This window comes from uncultured Tenacibaculum sp., from assembly GCF_947499065.1.
Lineage (GTDB): Bacteria > Bacteroidota > Bacteroidia > Flavobacteriales > Flavobacteriaceae > Polaribacter.
Genome location: NZ_CANMMT010000006.1, coordinates 30,852 through 46,502, shown reverse-complemented (window position 1 = coordinate 46,502; position 15,651 = coordinate 30,852). Strand labels below are relative to the sequence as shown.

Genomic DNA, 15,651 nt, shown 5'->3' with positions numbered 1-15,651 from the left:
TATTCTAAAGTTTAAAATACAAATCATGAAACAATTTGGAATACTCCTATGCTTATTGGTTTTCGCTTTTTCAAAAACATATGGGCAAACAGATACCAAAACAATTAATGGAAAAGTTATAGAAAGTAATAACCAATTACCTCTTGAGTTTGTTACTGTAATTGTAATGGACTCTACAAAGAATACTCCTATTTCTGGTACTACTACCGATGAAACTGGAGCTTTTAGTTTAAAAACAACCGCTTCTAATTTTTATATAGAAGCTCGTTTTATTGGTTTCAAAACAAAAAAAATAACTCAATTTAATCGTAATGCTTCAATTATTAAACTACCAACCATTACTTTAGAAGAAGACTCTGATAAACTAGACGAAGTTATTGTTCGTGCTGAAAAATCTCAAACTGTTTTTAAATTAGACAAACGTGTTTTTAATGTTGGTAAAGATTTAAGTAGTACAGGAGCTAGTGCTTTAGAAGTATTAAATAATGTTCCTTCTGTAACAGTTAACATCGAAGGACAAATTAGCTTACGAGGTAGTCAAGGAGTGCAAATACTTATAAATGGAAAGCCATCTGTTTTAGCTAGTGAAGAAGGAAATGCTTTAGGAAGTATTACTGCTGATATGATTGAAAGTATTGAGGTAATTACCAATCCTTCTGCAAAATATGACGCTTCTGGAACTAGTGGAATTTTAAACATCATTTTAAAAAAATCAGAAAAAAAAGGATTAAATGGTTCGATATCTTTAAATACTGGTATTCCTAATAATCATAGTTTAGGTTTAAGTTTAAATAGACGTACTGAAAAATTCAACTTATTTAGCCAAATAGCTTATGGTAGACGTACTTTTCCTAGAGAAGGAAATAGTTCTAGTACTAATACTACAAGCAATACTCGATTAAGTACCACTAGCGACAGTGATAAAAACGAAAACTTCTTTAACCTAATTTTAGGTACTGATTATCATATCAACGAACATAATATTCTTACCTTATCTGGTCATTATGCTTTCGAAAATGAAAAAGAAAGTGCAAGTCAACTTTACAATTTACAAGATGCTTCTTTGGCTACTACCGATTCTTGGAATCGATTAGAAGACACTAGAGCTACAAATCCTAAATGGGAATATGAATTACAATATAAAAAGGATTTCACAGATTATAAAAAACATAATTTATTATTTAGTGCTTTAGGTACTTCTTTCTCTAAAGATAAAATTTCAAACTTTAATAATAATGTGCTTATAGGTAGTATGACTAATGCTATTCAGGAAGCAAAAACTAACTTTGCTCAAAATGAATATACTTTCAAATTAGATTATACACGTCCTATTCGCGATAACTATATCTTAGAAATCGGAGCTCAATATTTATTAGACAAAGTAACCAATACTTATACCGTTCGTGATTTTATCAATAACAATTGGGTTACCAACACTGGATTTAGCAACGTATTTGATTATAACCAAGGGGTTTTAGGTACTTATGCTACTTTTGCCTATGAAAATGATACTTGGGGATTAAAAGGAGGTTTACGTTTAGAAACAACGAACCTTACTACAAAGTTAATTACCACAAATCAGAACAATAAACAAAACTATAGCAACCTATTCCCTAGCTTTCATAGTTCCTACAAAATAAATGATGATTTATCATTACAAGCTGGATATTCTAAACGTATTTTTAGACCTAGTTTATGGGATTTAAATCCTTTTGTTTCTTTTAGAGATAACTTTAATCTTAATGTTGGAAACCCTAATTTAACTCCTGAATTTACCGATTCTTTTGAAATAACCACTATTTATAAATTATCAAAAGCATCTATTAATGCAGGAATATACCATAGAGCAACAACTGATGTAATTGAAGACATCACCACAATTAATAACAACGTAACAACTTCTCAACCTCAAAACATTGGTACTAATCGTGCTACAGGTATAGAAGTAAATACTAAATATTCTCCTATTTCTTGGTTTAGTTTTACGTCAGATTTTAACTACAATACTTTTGTAAGGAAAGGACAATTATTAAACAATAATTTTGATTTCACAGGAAATAGATGGAGCTTAAGAGGAACTGGTAAAATTAAGTTTCCTGCTGGATTTACTTTAGAAGCTACAGGAAATTATCGTTCTAAATTTAAAACTGCTCAAAGTACCATATCTGATAATCTTTTTATGGATTTAGGTATTCGTAAAAAAATGCTAAAAGGTCGACTAAATGCTAGTTTAAGTGTTCGTGATGTATTTGCTTCAAGAAACTACGAAGAAGTAACTGTTCAAAATAACTTTAACAGAACTGCCTTTAGTCAAAGAGGACGTTTTGTTACCTTAGGAATTAGCTTCGGTTTTGGTAAAGGAGAAGCTATGGAATTTTCTGGTCAGAAAAGATTTTAAATACTTTAAATAAAAAAGTTAGCCTATTAAAGGCTAACTTTTCTTCTTTTATATTTTAAAGGTTAGTAACGGAAAACTACTATGATTAGCTACATCTTCTGTTATGCTTCCTTCAAAGAAACGAGCCATTCCTTTTCTTCCTTTTGTAGCAATAACTAACATTTCTACATCATTTGCATTCACATAGTAACGTAAACCATCTTCTACAGTATAATCTGATACAATATGAATTTGTTCTTTACTAAAACTTACTTCTCCTAATTTATCTAAAAATCCCTGAATCTTTTCTTTTAACTCTGAAGTACTTTTAAACTTAGTTGAAGGAGTTTGTACATATACTAAATCTATTTTAGTATCTAAATCTTCAAAAAACAACTTTGCTCTTAGTAATGGAGCTATATCATCGTCAGAGAAATCACAAGCAAAAACTACTTTTTCAATATTCTCTACTATTGGTTTTTCTTTAATAACCAATACTGGTACATGTGCATAACGTATTACTTTTTCTGTATTAGAACCTATGAACATTTCTTTTAATCCACTTGCTCCTCTAGATCCCATTACAATTAAGTCTACATCTTCTTCTCTCGCTAATTGATCTAACTCGCTAAAAATTTTAAAATGCTTTATTATTGGTGTTACTTTTATGCCTTTTAAATAATCTTTTTGTAAAAAATTGTGAAACTTTTTTTCTGCCAATTTTAAATAAAAGAAGGTTTCATTTTGAGCATAACTTTCCGACTTACTAACGATAGCATTAGACAATTCTAACATGTGTACAACTATAATTTCTGCATTTGCTTGTTTTGCTAAAAAAGAAGCTGTTTCTAGGGCATATTCTGAATGATTTGAAAAATCAACTGGTACAATTATTTTTTTCATAAGTAAGATATTTAAGGTTTAACTTCATATCTAAATTACAAAACATACACCAAGAAAATTATGATTTTTATCATGTATAGTTTTTAATGACAACCTTTTACAGATGACACTATTTCATTGACTGGCAATGGAGAAACATAAGGTATTCCAAGTCCTAAACCTCTTAAAACAAATAATACTCCAATAAAAACAACCACGTAAGGAATAGCTTGTTGAATTCTTTTTCGAACAAGTACGTTGGCAAAATTCCCTATATATACCATTGTAGTCATTAAAGGTATAGTTCCTAATCCGAAAAGAAACATATATAAGCTTCCAGAAAGTGAACTTGTAGTAGTTAAAGCTCCAAAAACAGCCATATAAACCAATCCACATGGAAGAAATCCATTTAAAAAACCTATGGTAAAAAAAGTATCATTTCCTTTCTTTTTAAGTTCTTTTCCTAAAGCCGATTTTACTTTCATAACCAATCTACTTATTGGTTTTGAAAAATTATATTTTTGGAAGGTTTTGGGAAGTAAAATTATCAAAATCATTACAATACCAACAACAATAGAAAGTTGTTGTTGAAAGCCGAAGAAATAAAATCCTTTTCCCAAAAAACCAAACAACAAACCTATTAGGCTATAGGTAAATAGTCTTCCAAAATGATAACTTGTAATTTGAAAAAACTGTTTTACTTTATTAGTCCTATCTACAGGTAACATAAAAGCAATTGGACCACACATGCCTATGCAGTGAAAGCTTCCCAATAAACCTAATATGATTGCAGAAATAAGCATTAGTAAATTAGTTCTTTCTGATATAAATAATCTTTATTTTTGCAGTTCCAGGAAACAGTTATGTTCCAGCGACCACCTAACAAACGTTTCTCAGGCACGAGCAAATATGTATTGGAAAGTGAAATAGGCATTTCAAAATCCAGTTGCTTATTAGATGGTCTATATAGGAACACTTTTCCTGTTATATCCTTAGGATTAAATTCTGTTGGAAAATAGATTTTTAATCCTTCTTTTTTCTTTTCAACTCTTACATTCTCTTTTAATGCTTTCGCATTCTTTGTCGCATTTATACTGTTTTGATATGCTAATTCTTTTTGATAATATTTATCAGATACCAAATCGTGATTATAACTTTTTCCTGTACTCATGGTTATTACGAAATACATGATAAAACCTATAAATCCAATAATTGCGATTACTATGCCCGTGCCCCAGTTTAGTTTCATTTTTATTGTTTTTAGTGTCATTGTTCCCAATGACGTTATTATTATCTATAACTTCTTGGTCCTAAAAAATTTGTTTTAGTGGTTTCTATTAATTTATCTCCACTAAACACTCCTATTTTTAGTGTTACCTTTTCTTTTTTCATTTCAGATTGATGCAATTCTATAAATAGTGTTCCTTCGGCTAATCCTTGCTTTGGAACTTCAAAATTTTGATGTGTTACCGTTTCTATTTTTCCTTTATGAGATAGTAACTTATAACTAACATCATCAATCTGTTTTGTTGTTTTATTAATTACTTTGTATGTGTAAATATTACTAATAACTCCATTCTCTTTATGCTGATATAACTGTCCTGGTAATCTTAAAATAGTAGCTTCAACATCGTTCCTTAAAAACAACATTCCTATTAAAACCGCTATTAAAATTCCCAATACTGCAGAATACCCTTTCATTCTTGCTGAAAACTTAAAAGGAGCTTTCTTCACTATATTCTCTTCACTTGCATAACGAATAAGTCCTTTTGGTAATCCCACCTTTTCCATCATGTGATCACATTCATCTATACAAGCTGTACAGTTTACACACTCTAACTGTGTTCCATTTCGGATATCAATTCCTGTTGGACATACATTTACACATTGGAAACAATCAATACAATCTCCTTTTCCAGATGCTGCTCTATCTTCTTTTTTCTTAAATTTCCCTCTTCCTTTCTCACCTTCTCCTCGAACATGATCATATGCTACATTAATAGTTTTGTTATCTAATAAAACTCCTTGTAACCTACCATAGGGACAAGCGATGATACACACTTGTTCTCTGAACCAAGCAAAGATGAAGTAGAATACTCCTGTAAAAATTAATAGCGAAATAAGTGTTCTAATATTATCAAATGGATTGCCTGTTACATAATCTATAACAGTATCTCCTCCTATCAGATAAGCTAAAAAAACATTTGCTATTATAAATGAGATAATAAAAAAGATGAACCACTTTAAAACTCTCTTTTTAATTTTCTCAGCATTCCATGCTTGTTTTTCTAAACGTATTTGTTTTCCTCTATCTCCTTCAATCCAATATTCTATTTTTCTAAAAACCATTTCTAAGAAAATGGTCTGTGGACAAATCCATCCACAAAAAATACGCCCAAAAACTACTGTAAAAAGTATTATAAATACAACTCCAATTATCATTGAAACCACCAACAAATGAAAGTCTTGTGGCCAAAATGGAAATCCGAAAATATTAAACCTACGCTCTAGTACATTAAATAGTAAAAACTGATTTCCTTTAATTTTTATAAATGGAGCTAGCAATAAAAATGCTAGTAAAAAATAACTCACATAGGTTCTGTATTTATAAAACCTACCACTTGGTTTCTTAGGATATACCCAAGAACGCTTACCTTCTTCGTTGATGGTACCAATACTATCTCTAAATTGTTCGTTCTTGGGTGTCTCCATTTTCTCCAATTAAAAACCAAATTTGTTATTAAGAGTATTATTTTACTGTATACTGTCTTTTGCTTGTTCTTCTACTTTTACCTCAGCAGTTGTTCCTTCTTCTACATATTTTTCTCCTTGAGGAGCTTTAGGTTTTGCTGGTGTTGTACCTTGAAATTTCAAAATATAACTAGCAACCTTTTGAATGTCTTTTGGTTTTAATGTTTTACCCCAAGCAACCATTCCTTTTCCATCTCTACCTCCATTGGTAATAGTGTTGAACACATTCTTAATTCCACCACCTAAAATCCAATATTCATCTGTTAAGTTAGGACCTATACCTCCTCCACCATCAGCAATATGACAGGCAGCACAGTTTAAATTATAAACAGCTTTTCCTCTATTTAAATCGCTTTCTGATGTTAATACTGTTACAGTTTCTGCATCAATTACTGCTTCTTTTGAAGTTGACCTAAAAGCTGCTAGCTCTCTTTTAGCTTGCTCAACAGATTGTGCATATTCCATCTCTTGATTATCAGCTCCTAACATATGGTACCTTACTAAATATACACATCCAAAAATGATTGTTGCATAGAACATATACAACCACCATGGCGGTAAGTTATTATCCAGCTCTTTAATTCCATCATAATTATGATCCAGAATTATTTCTTCTTCCTCTTCTACTGCTTTGGCTTCTGTCCATTTATTGATTAATTTCTTAGCCCAAGCCCAATGATCTACTTCTTCTAGATTCACTCCATCCTTTTCCATTTGGAGCTGTTCAGCCTTTTGTTGTGCAACTATATTTACTAATTCTTTCATCAGAATTACTAAAATCAATGCTACAATAGCTATCCATACTAATGGATTTTCATACAAGCTAAATGGATTTTCATACGACTTTATTGCAATCATCAATGCAAAAAGCGTAATTCCTATAAAAGTGATATATGCTGCTGATTGAAAATATTTTTTCATCTTCTTTTATTTTAATCGTTTAACGGTAAATTGCTCACTTTACTTATGTAATCTTTCTTGGCTGTATATACCCACCAAAACAGTACTACAAAAAATGTAAAGAATATAGTTAACGAGATAATTGGATATATTTCAATACCTGCAATAGTCTCCATGTGATTTTTTACGAACTTCAACATAATTTCTAGTTTTTAGCACTTAATTGATCTTCTACATCTTTTACCTTTATATCTGTACCCAAACGCTGTAAATAAGCTATTAAGGCAACAATCTCTCTATCTTTCATCTCTATGAAAGTTTGTCCATTATCTGCCGCATATTTTTTATCTGCTGCATAATTCTTTGCAAAATCTGGATCTTGGTGTAAATTCTCTTGAATCTTAGCACCTTGAGCTTCCATACTTGCTTGTGCATTCGTAATATCTTCTTCAGTATACGGAACTCCTAAACTAACCATAGCTTTCATTTTTCCTTCAGTACTGCTCTTATCTAATTTATTTCTTACTAGCCATTTATAAGCTGGCATGATAGAACCTGGTGAAGTACTTTGTGGATCATACATATGATTTAAGTGCCAACTATCAGAATATTTACCTCCTATTCTTAATAAATCTGGTCCTGTACGTTTTGACCCCCATAGGAATGGATGATCATATACAAATTCTCCTGCTTTTGCATACTCTCCATAACGCTCAACTTCTGATCTGAATGGACGAATCATTTGTGAGTGACATCCCACACATCCTTCACGGATATAGATGTCTCGCCCTTCTAATTCTAATGGTGAATATGGTTTTACACTAGTAATTGTTGGAATATTAGATTTTACTAATAACGTTGGTACTATTTGTACAACACCACCTATTAAAATTGCTATCGTAGCATAAATTGTTAATTTGATTGGCTTTCTTTCTAACCAAGTATGCCATGTTTCTCCTTTAGTTCTGTACTTAGATACTTTTGTTAATGCTGGTGCTTCTGCTAACTCATCTGTTACATTACTTCCAGATTTTACAGTTTTTACAACATTGTATAACATTACAATGGCACCAAGGATGAACATACTACCTCCAATAGCACGCATCCAGTACATAGGTATAATTTCATTTACAGTTTCTAAGAAGTTACCATAAGTTAAAGTTCCATCAGGATTAAACTGTTTCCACATTGATGCTTGAACAAATCCAGCTACATACATTGGTAAAGCATACATAATAATACCTAAAGTACCAATCCAGAAATGGAAATTTGCTAATGCTGTAGAATATAATTTTGTTTTAAACATTCTTGGTATTAACCAATATAACATACCAAATGTTAAGAAACCATTCCATGCTAATGCTCCTACGTGAACGTGGGCAATAATCCAATCTGAGAAGTGAGCAATTGCATTTACGTTTTTAAGCGATAACATTGGCCCTTCAAAAGTTGCCATACCATATCCTGTAATAGCTACTACCATAAACTTTAAAACTGGATCTGTACGTACCTTATCCCATGCTCCACGTAATGTTAATAATCCATTAATCATACCTCCCCAAGATGGTGCTATTAACATTACTGAAAACGCAACTCCTAAATTTTGAGCCCAATCTGGTAACGAAGTATATAATAAGTGGTGAGGTCCTGCCCAGATATAAATGAATATTAAAGACCAAAAATGTACTATCGATAACCTATATGAATATACTGGTCTATTTGCAGCTTTAGGTACAAAATAATACATTAAACCTAAGAAAGGTGTTGTTAAGAAAAATGCTACGGCATTATGCCCGTACCACCATTGTACTAATGCATCTTGAACTCCTGCATAAACTGAATATGATTTTAAGAAGCTAACTGGTAACTCTAAACTGTTAAAAATGTGTAATACAGCTACAGTTACAAATGTTCCTAAATAGAACCAAATAGCAACATATAAGTGACGTTGTCTTCTTTGTAAAATTGTCCAAATCATGTTAACACCAAAAGCTACCCATACTAAAGCAATGGCTATATCAATAGGCCATTCTAATTCTGCATACTCTTTTGAGGTTGTATACCCTAAAGGTAATGTTATAGCAGCTGCAACAATAATTAATTGCCATCCCCAGAAGTTAAAATTACTCAGGAAGTTACTTGCCATACGGGCTTTTAACAATCTTTGTAACGAGTAATAAACCCCCGCAAATATTGCATTACCTACAAAGGCAAAAATTACTGCATTGGTATGTAATGGACGTAAACGACCAAAACTTAACCATGAAATCCCATCAGTAATATTTGGGAATAAAAACATAAAAGCCAGCAACAATCCTACCGAGAAACCTACAATCCCCCAGAGTAGCGTGGCGTAAATGAACTTTTTTACGATTTTATTATCGTAATAAAATTGTTGCATCTCCATAATTTATCTAAATTTAATATCTATTGTTAGTTGTTAATTTTTGTTTTCTTTAACCAGTTCATCATCGAAAAGCATACGAACAGAAGGCGTATACGAATCATCGTACTGCCCTTTTTTTACCGAAACGATAAATGCAATAAAAAAAACAATTGCCACTAAGATGCTTAGTGTAAGTAGTAAGTAAATAACGCTCATATCTTGCCTGATAATTATAGTACAAAGGTAGATTTGAAGCTTTTCTTAAAACATGATATTTGTCATATTTCAAACTTTTATTAGAGATTTATTTACTTTTTTTTCAAATAAATAGCTCTTCTATTTTTTAAAACTTGTAACTATTTCAATTTTATTTATTTTTAGAAGTGCTTAATTAAAATAAGCTATGAATTAAATATTTATTATAAATGAAATGTATTTCATGTAATAATGTGCATGAGGAAAATTATTGCCCTCATTGTGGAGAAAAGAAAAATGTAAAAAGGATTACTTTCCCTTCTATGTTTCAATATACTTTATCCTCTATTGTAGGTATGGATAAAGGTTTTTTATTTAACGTAAAATCGCTCTTTACAAACCCCAAAAAAATAATCACAAATTATATTCTTGGGAAAAGAAAAAATATTTTAAATCCCATCTCATTTTTAATTTTTTCTATAACTATATATTTAATCATTGAAGCTTTACTGAAAGTGCCTGTTAAAAAAAGTACTATTACAAATGTTGATAAGGAAGGGCTTGAAAAAATAGCTTATTTTGGAGGACGGTTTATTAGAATATATTTTAAATATTTTTGGATTTTTGCTTTAATTCCTTTGAGTTTTTTAACTAGAATTCTTTTTCAGAAATATAATTACTCTGAACATCTAGCTATCAACTCTTTTATTCTAGGTCAAGTAACATTAATAGGAATATTAACTCATTTATTTTTTAGAATACCTATAATTATTCTAGACCCTTTTATATACATTGCTTTAATACTTTATATTTATATTATCTTTAAAAATAAAAATGATAAAATGGAAGTTGCCATTTTATCATTTCTCACCATTTTTTTATTTATACTTATAATGATGGGGATTATTTTTATACTAGGTTATCTAAGTTAAATAGTCATAGAAAACAGTTTCGTTTCTGGTTGTTTTTTGTGTAGTTTTTTATCAAACGCCATACAAATATTTCGCACATACGGTCTTGCTTCTTCAGGGACTGTTAGTTTTTTATTTTCTATAAAAACTAGCTTATCCTCAATCATTTCATCCAGTTTATTTAAATGCTCATTTACATTTTCTATTTGTAAATTTTCTTCTTCCCATGAAGTAGAAAAATGGCACATAATATTTAAAATATGTTTTCTTATTACTAAATCTTCTTTAGATAAAATGTGTCCTCGAAAAACTGGAATCTCACCTCCATTTACAACTTTTTGATATTCCTTTACAGTTTTTACATTTTGAGCAAAACCATACCATGAATCTGAAATTGCTGACATTCCTAAACCAATCATTAATTGAGTTTTATTAGCGGTATATCCCATAAAATTTCTATGCAATGTTTTCTCTTCTGTTGCTTTATACAAACTATCGGTTGGTAATGCAAAATGATCCATTCCTATTTCTATATAGCCCATCTCTGCAAATAACTCTTTCCCTATTTCATATAGCTCTCGCTTTTCCTCATTCTTTGGTAAATCTTGTTCATTAAAACCTCTTTGCCCCACTCCTTTTACCCAAGGTACATGTGCATAACTATAAAATGAAATTCTATCTGGTTGTAATTCTTTTGTTTTATTAATAGTGTGAATTACATTTTCTTTTGTTTGAAATGGAAGTCCAAAAACTAAATCGTGGCTAATTGATGTATATCCTATTTCTTTTGCTAATCGATGTGCTCTTTCTACATTTTCAAATGGCTGAACTCTATGAATTGCTTCTTGTACTTTTAAATTATAATCCTGTACTCCAAAACTTACTCTAGTAAAACCTACATCGTATAAAGTTTGTAATTGTTCTTTGGTCGTATTATTCGGGTGTCCTTCAAAACTAAACTCGTGATTAGGATGTTTTCTTGCTTTTAAAAAGATTCCATCAATTAACTTTTTTAATTGTTCTTTTGAAAAAAACGTTGGTGTACCTCCTCCTAAATGAATTTCTTTTACTAATGGTACTTCATCAACTAAATCAACATATAAATTCCATTCTTTTAATACGGTTTCTATGTATGGTTCTTCAACTTCGTGACGTTTTGTTATATGTTTATGACATGCACAAAACGTACACAAACTTTCACAAAATGGTAAATGAATGTATAAACTAATTCCTTCAGTTGAATTACTTTCTATAAACGATTTCTTAAAAGTTTCGATCCATTTTTCTTTTGAAAAAGTATTTTCATCCCAATAAGGTACAGTTGGATAACTTGTATATCTTGGACCTGGTATATTATATTTTTGAATTAGTGAGTTTTTCATTATAAAGTTCCTAATGCGATTTCTATCATTTCTTTAAACGTTTGCTCTCTTTCATCAGCTGTGGTTCTTTCTCCTGTAACCAGACTATCAGATATGGTTAATATTGACAATGCATTGACTTTGTGTTTAGCTGCCACTGTATACAAACCATTTGTTTCCATTTCTACACATAAAACACCGTAGTCTGCCCACTTTTTATAGCTTTCAAATTCATCTGCATAAAACTCATCTGAACTTAAAATATTTCCTGCTTTTATAGCAATTCCTTTTTCATTAGCTGTATTTAATGCTTTTTGAAATAATTCAAAACTAGCAGTCGGGGCATAATCAGCCCCATTAAATCGGATTGTATTTAATCCAGAATTAGTTGATGCTGCCATTGCTATTACAATATCTCTAATACCTACTTCTTTTTGATACGAACCTGCCGAACCTACGCGGATTAAATTCTTTACACCGTATTCGGTAATCAATTCATGAGCATAAATTAATGTACTTGGTATTCCCATTCCTGTTCCTTGTACCGAAACTCTCTTTCCTTTATACTCTCCAGTGTATCCTAGCATTCCTCTTACATCATTATAACAAACAGGATTTTCTAAAAATGTTTCAGCAATCCATTTAGCTCTCATTGGATCTCCTGGTAATAATACCGTTTCTGCTACTTCTCCCTTTATGGCCGCTATATGTACACTCATCTTAATATTTGTTTTTGTCTGAAACTCCTGTTGTTACTAAAGAAACTCCTGATGATGTTCCTAAACGAGTTACCCCCATCTCAATATACTCAACTGCAGTAGCAGTATCTCTTACTCCACCTGCTGCTTTTATTTGAGCCTTATCTCCAACTACTTCTTTCATTATTTTAACATCTTCAAAGGTTGCTCCTCCTGTTCCAAAACCTGTTGATGTTTTAACAAAATCTGCTCCTGCATTTACCGCTAATTGCGAGGCAATTTTTATTTGTTCTTTTCTTAGGTAACAATTTTCAAATATTACCTTCAAAATATTTTCTCCTATTGCTTCTTTTATCAATCTAATTTCATTCTCTACATATTCATTTTCTCCATCTATTAATTTTCCTATATTGATAACCATATCTATTTCTGAAGCTCCTTTTTCAATACATTTTTTTGCTTCAAAAATTTTAGATTCTGTATCCATAGCTCCTAATGGAAAACCTATTACTGCTGCTATTTTTATAGACGAATCTTTCAATTCTTCTTTTGCTAAGGTTACATATGAACCATTTACACAAACTGCACAAAAATCATATTCTTTGGCTTCCTCACATAGCTTTACAATATCTCCTTTTGTTGCTACTGCTTTTAATAATGTGTGATCTATATATTTATTTATTTGCATAATATTTTATTTTTATTCTTGTTATCTTCTTTAAAACATACAAAGATAACTGTACTCTTTTTTCTTTCTTTGAATTTTAAAACTTCTCAAAAGCCTTATTTAATTTTCTTTCCTATTAAATTTGTTGCCACTGTTGTAAACACTACGATACTAATAGAACTTAAAGGCATTAAAATTGCAGCTATTACCGGTTTTAATTGCCCTGTAGTTGCAAAATACAATCCGATAACGTTGTATAATAAAGACAATAAAAAACTATATTTTATGATTTGAATTGCTTTTTTAGATACCTTGATATAATTTGCTATTTGATTAAACTTTGAAGCATCTAAAATTGCATCACAAGCAGGAGAAAATACATTTATATTTTCTGACAATGCTATACCAACATTACTTTGTGCCAATGCTCCAGCATCATTTAATCCATCACCAATCATAATTACACTTTTATCTTTTTGTTGTAATTTTTCTACATAAGACAATTTATCTTCTGGCTTCTGATTGAATAAAAATGTAGTCCTCTCTGGTAAAATAGTTTGCAAATACTTTTTTTCTCCTTCATTATCTCCAGAAACAACCGCTAATTCATAATTCGATTTTAATTCTGAGAATAAATTATTCACTCCTTTTCTATATGCATTCTTAAAAACATACTTTCCTTTATATGCATCGTTTATACTAATATGTACTGAAGTATCTAAATTTATCTGCTCTTCTATATTATTCACAAAAGATGATGAACCTACTTTTATTTTTATTTGTTTATAATTAGCTTCAATCCCCTTTCCAGTATGCTCTTTAAAATTTTCTATCGTTATTGTTTCTTCTTTTAATGAATTATATAACATTCTACTTAAAGGATGATTTGAAGCTCTAAGTGTACTTTTCAATACTGTTTTTTCTAACTCCTCTAAATCTGTTCCTTGATACTCAATTTTATTTTCCTTGTTTGTAGTAAGAGTACCTGTTTTATCAAAAATTACTGAATCGGTTGCGGCTAATTGCTCCAATACAGTAGCATTTTTTATATAAAACTTTTTCTTACCTAAAATACGTAACATATTTCCTAAGGTAAATGGAGCTGCTAATGCTATAGCACAAGGACAAGCTATAATTAATACTGCTGTAAATACATTTAATGCCTTAGATGCATCATAAAACCACCAGAAACCAGTTGCTATAATAGCTATAATTAAAATTGTTATGGTAAAATGTTGACTTATCTTATCTGTTAGTGTTTTAAATGATGAGTTTTTATCTTTTTGAAATACATCATTACTCCACAACTGTGTTAAATAACTTTGTGAAACTGACGCTAAAACCTCCATTTCAATAATACCTGATAATTGTTTTCCTCCTGCAAATAATTTATCTCCTGACTTTTTTGAAACTGGAATTGCTTCTCCTGTAACAAAACTATAATCTATCTCTGCTTCACCATTTATTAAAATTCCATCAACTGGGATTAATTCTTGATTCCTTATTAATAATCTATCTCCTTTTTTTACATCATATATTTGTGCATTTTCCTCTTTTCCTTCTGAAGTAAGCCTAGTAACTGCAATTGGAAAATAGGACTTATAATCCCGTTCAAATGATAAAAAATTATATGTTTTTTGCTGAAAAAACTTTCCTAACAATAGGAAAAATACCAAACCAGTTAGAGAATCAAAAAAACCAGTTCCTAAATCAAAAATAATTTCAACAGAACTTCTAATAAATAAAACAGAAACTCCCAAAGCAATAGGAACATCTATATTCAGGATTTTTGAACGTAATCCTTTATATGCTGAAATAAAATAATCTTGTGCGGCATAAAAAACTACTGGTAATGAAAAGAAAAACATTAACCAACGGAAAACTCCTTTGTATTGTTCTAACCAAAATTCTGATACTTCAAAATACTCTGGAAATGAAAGAAACATTACATTTCCAAAGGCAAATCCAGCTATTCCTAATTTATAAATTAAGCTTCTATCAACCTTTTTCTTTCCTACTTCATAATCTTCCAAAGAAATATATGGTTCATACCCTATGGAACTCAATAATAAAACAACCTCTTGTAACGATGTCTCTTCTAAATTATACGTAATTCGTACCGTTTTCTTTGGAAAGTTAACCTGTGAGTTTATTATACTCTTTTGAAGTTTATGTAAATTTTCTAATACCCAAATACATGAACTACAATGTATATGCGGAATATATAAATTAACGACTTGAGTATTTCCATCGTTAAACTCTAATAATTTATTTACAATAGATTCATTTTCAAGAAAATCATATTTCCCTTGAATCTCTTCAGGAATTGCTCCTGGATTGTTCTGAAAATCGTAATAACAAGTTAAATCATTTTCTGAAAAAATTTCAAATACTGTCTTACATCCATTACAGCAAAAAAACTTTTCTTCTACTCTAATTTTATCAGTATCGCACTCGTTACCACAATGAAAACATATCTTGCTTTCCATATTTACTCATTTGCCTGATACAAAGGTCGTTTTT

Annotated in this window: 14 protein-coding genes; 2 read left to right on the top strand and 12 right to left on the bottom strand. The window is 30.4% G+C overall.

Going from position 1 to position 15,651, the window contains the following annotated elements:
- Positions 1–25 precede the first annotated feature (25 nt).
- Positions 26–2,398, top strand: a complete 2,373-nt coding sequence (locus tag Q0958_RS12830; RefSeq protein WP_299123681.1) for an outer membrane beta-barrel family protein — start codon at positions 26–28, stop codon at positions 2,396–2,398.
- Positions 2,399–2,446: 48 nt separating this feature from the next.
- Here the strand turns inward: Q0958_RS12830 and Q0958_RS12825 are convergent, their stop codons facing one another.
- The 8 genes from Q0958_RS12825 to ccoS form a co-directional block, all read right to left on the bottom strand.
- The gene (locus Q0958_RS12825; RefSeq protein ID WP_299123679.1) at positions 2,447–3,280 is read right to left on the bottom strand and encodes a universal stress protein; all 834 of its coding nucleotides are present in this window, start codon (positions 3,278–3,280) and stop codon (positions 2,447–2,449) included.
- A gap of 83 nt (positions 3,281–3,363) precedes the next feature.
- Entirely contained in the window at positions 3,364–4,062 is a 699-nt protein-coding gene (locus Q0958_RS12820) for a sulfite exporter TauE/SafE family protein (protein ID WP_299123677.1), read from the bottom strand.
- Positions 4,062–4,508: a FixH family protein gene (locus tag Q0958_RS12815; protein ID WP_299123675.1), complete on the bottom strand. Its 447-nt coding sequence runs from the start codon at positions 4,506–4,508 to the stop codon at positions 4,062–4,064. The genes Q0958_RS12820 and Q0958_RS12815 overlap by 1 nt, the downstream gene beginning before the upstream one ends.
- A gap of 41 nt (positions 4,509–4,549) precedes the next feature.
- The gene (ccoG, locus tag Q0958_RS12810) at positions 4,550–5,971 is read right to left on the bottom strand and encodes a cytochrome c oxidase accessory protein CcoG (protein ID WP_299123673.1); all 1,422 of its coding nucleotides are present in this window, start codon (positions 5,969–5,971) and stop codon (positions 4,550–4,552) included.
- A 42-nt stretch (positions 5,972–6,013) separates the two neighbouring features.
- A complete protein-coding gene (locus Q0958_RS12805) occupies positions 6,014–6,931 on the bottom strand; it encodes a cbb3-type cytochrome c oxidase N-terminal domain-containing protein (RefSeq protein WP_299123671.1) in 918 nt (305 codons plus the stop codon).
- Between the two features lie 11 nt (positions 6,932–6,942).
- Entirely contained in the window at positions 6,943–7,110 is a 168-nt protein-coding gene (locus Q0958_RS12800; protein WP_150900607.1) for a CcoQ/FixQ family Cbb3-type cytochrome c oxidase assembly chaperone, read from the bottom strand.
- Positions 7,111–7,115: 5 nt separating this feature from the next.
- On the bottom strand, positions 7,116–9,317 hold the full coding sequence (gene ccoN, locus Q0958_RS12795; protein ID WP_299123669.1) for a cytochrome-c oxidase, cbb3-type subunit I: 2,202 nt from the start codon (positions 9,315–9,317) through the stop codon (positions 7,116–7,118).
- A gap of 33 nt (positions 9,318–9,350) precedes the next feature.
- The gene (gene ccoS / locus Q0958_RS12790) at positions 9,351–9,512 is read right to left on the bottom strand and encodes a cbb3-type cytochrome oxidase assembly protein CcoS (RefSeq protein ID WP_150900605.1); all 162 of its coding nucleotides are present in this window, start codon (positions 9,510–9,512) and stop codon (positions 9,351–9,353) included.
- Positions 9,513–9,721: 209 nt separating this feature from the next.
- Between ccoS and Q0958_RS12785 the strand changes: the two genes are divergently transcribed.
- The gene (locus tag Q0958_RS12785; protein ID WP_299123667.1) at positions 9,722–10,423 is read left to right on the top strand and encodes a DUF3667 domain-containing protein; all 702 of its coding nucleotides are present in this window, start codon (positions 9,722–9,724) and stop codon (positions 10,421–10,423) included.
- On the opposite strand, the gene hemN is transcribed toward Q0958_RS12785, so the two are convergent.
- The 4 genes from hemN to Q0958_RS12765 form a co-directional block, all read right to left on the bottom strand.
- A complete protein-coding gene (hemN, locus tag Q0958_RS12780) occupies positions 10,420–11,784 on the bottom strand; it encodes an oxygen-independent coproporphyrinogen III oxidase (protein WP_299123665.1) in 1,365 nt (454 codons plus the stop codon). The genes Q0958_RS12785 and hemN overlap by 4 nt on opposite strands.
- Positions 11,784–12,482 (bottom strand): purine-nucleoside phosphorylase, encoded by a 699-nt coding sequence (gene deoD, locus Q0958_RS12775; protein ID WP_299123662.1) that lies wholly within the window; start codon positions 12,480–12,482, stop codon positions 11,784–11,786. The genes hemN and deoD overlap by 1 nt, the downstream gene beginning before the upstream one ends.
- A gap of 1 nt (position 12,483) precedes the next feature.
- Positions 12,484–13,149 carry a deoxyribose-phosphate aldolase gene (deoC, locus tag Q0958_RS12770; protein ID WP_299123660.1) on the bottom strand — a complete coding sequence of 222 codons (666 nt, stop codon included), beginning with the start codon at positions 13,147–13,149 and terminating at the stop codon, positions 12,484–12,486.
- A gap of 95 nt (positions 13,150–13,244) precedes the next feature.
- Positions 13,245–15,617, bottom strand: a complete 2,373-nt coding sequence (locus Q0958_RS12765) for a heavy metal translocating P-type ATPase metal-binding domain-containing protein (RefSeq protein ID WP_299123658.1) — start codon at positions 15,615–15,617, stop codon at positions 13,245–13,247.
- Between the last annotated feature and the right edge of the window lie 34 nt (positions 15,618–15,651).

What these genes read in the sequence shown, in the direction of transcription:
- Q0958_RS12830 (WP_299123681.1), top strand. Translation starts at nt 26, where the DNA reads ATGAAACAATTTGGAATACTCCTATGCTTATTGGTTTTCGCTTTTTCA.
- Q0958_RS12825 (WP_299123679.1), bottom strand. Translation starts at nt 3,280, where the DNA reads ATGAAAAAAATAATTGTACCAGTTGATTTTTCAAATCATTCAGAATAT.
- Q0958_RS12820 (WP_299123677.1), bottom strand. Translation starts at nt 4,062, where the DNA reads ATGCTTATTTCTGCAATCATATTAGGTTTATTGGGAAGCTTTCACTGC.
- Q0958_RS12815 (WP_299123675.1), bottom strand. Translation starts at nt 4,508, where the DNA reads ATGAAACTAAACTGGGGCACGGGCATAGTAATCGCAATTATTGGATTT.
- ccoG (WP_299123673.1), bottom strand. Translation starts at nt 5,971, where the DNA reads ATGGAGACACCCAAGAACGAACAATTTAGAGATAGTATTGGTACCATC.
- Q0958_RS12805 (WP_299123671.1), bottom strand. Translation starts at nt 6,931, where the DNA reads ATGAAAAAATATTTTCAATCAGCAGCATATATCACTTTTATAGGAATT.
- Q0958_RS12800 (WP_150900607.1), bottom strand. Translation starts at nt 7,110, where the DNA reads ATGTTGAAGTTCGTAAAAAATCACATGGAGACTATTGCAGGTATTGAA.
- ccoN (WP_299123669.1), bottom strand. Translation starts at nt 9,317, where the DNA reads ATGGAGATGCAACAATTTTATTACGATAATAAAATCGTAAAAAAGTTC.
- ccoS (WP_150900605.1), bottom strand. Translation starts at nt 9,512, where the DNA reads ATGAGCGTTATTTACTTACTACTTACACTAAGCATCTTAGTGGCAATT.
- Q0958_RS12785 (WP_299123667.1), top strand. Translation starts at nt 9,722, where the DNA reads ATGAAATGTATTTCATGTAATAATGTGCATGAGGAAAATTATTGCCCT.
- hemN (WP_299123665.1), bottom strand. Translation starts at nt 11,784, where the DNA reads ATGAAAAACTCACTAATTCAAAAATATAATATACCAGGTCCAAGATAT.
- deoD (WP_299123662.1), bottom strand. Translation starts at nt 12,482, where the DNA reads ATGAGTGTACATATAGCGGCCATAAAGGGAGAAGTAGCAGAAACGGTA.
- deoC (WP_299123660.1), bottom strand. Translation starts at nt 13,149, where the DNA reads ATGCAAATAAATAAATATATAGATCACACATTATTAAAAGCAGTAGCA.
- Q0958_RS12765 (WP_299123658.1), bottom strand. Translation starts at nt 15,617, where the DNA reads ATGGAAAGCAAGATATGTTTTCATTGTGGTAACGAGTGCGATACTGAT.